Here is a 751-nt window from a genome sequence, read left to right on the forward strand (position 1 = left end):
AAAACTAACACAATTGAGTCAAACTGCTCTTAACTGAATGTCCGCCGTGCCGGGGTAAAACCATTGGTGGCCTGACCATAGTATGCCGCGAGCCTAGATCGAAGAGCCGGATCGCCGATGAGGTCGATGAGACCATTGGCTGACAGAGCATCATACGCGCCCCGCGCAGAAGTGAACGGAAGAATGTTCGAAGCCTGATAGAGCGCGACAACAAGATCCTCCGGCTCCACTAGAGGCTGCTGATCCCACGCAGTCAGTGCGACCTCCGCGTAGTCACGCACTGACTCGTGATACGCGATGAGCTCAATGATATCGCTGCGCTCTACTTCCAGATCGGCAATGAGTTGTAAGCGGTACTCATTGGCCAATTCGCGATCCAGTCGCTCGTCGTGCCAGCGGTCAAGCTGGAAACCAAAGAAGATACCTACTACTAGCAGAACGAGTTCTACGAGCGCAGTGAACCAGTCATGACTGCTTACCGCTCTGCCAAATCTAGCGAGAATCAAAATCTAGCACTCCTAAAGGCTCTGCAAAGTGGCGCGTAACAAAGTGCATCGGCCTCGCGAATACCGACGCTCCGGTATCGCGATCAGCGGTTATGAGTAGTATATATCGCCCCCACGTTACGGCCGCTATGGTGTACGAAAGCGGACCTTGGGAGAGTGTAACCCAAGCGACCGATAATAGGTGCGGATTCAAACGGTCGACGCAACATTCTAATCTCTTAGTACAGAGAAGGAGTGTTGTCGAT

1 protein-coding gene is annotated in these 751 nt (G+C 52.7%); it reads right to left on the minus strand.

Annotated elements, in window-relative coordinates; genetic code table 11:
- Window positions 1-29 precede the first annotated feature (29 nt).
- Window positions 30-506, minus strand: a complete 477-nt coding sequence (locus C0039_RS20820; protein WP_207796510.1) for a hypothetical protein — start codon at window positions 504-506, stop codon at window positions 30-32.
- Window positions 507-751 lie beyond the last annotated feature (245 nt).

Origin of the sequence: Pseudohalioglobus lutimaris (assembly GCF_002866825.1) — a bacterium.
GTDB classification, from domain to species: Bacteria; Pseudomonadota; Gammaproteobacteria; order Pseudomonadales; family Halieaceae; genus Halioglobus; species Halioglobus lutimaris.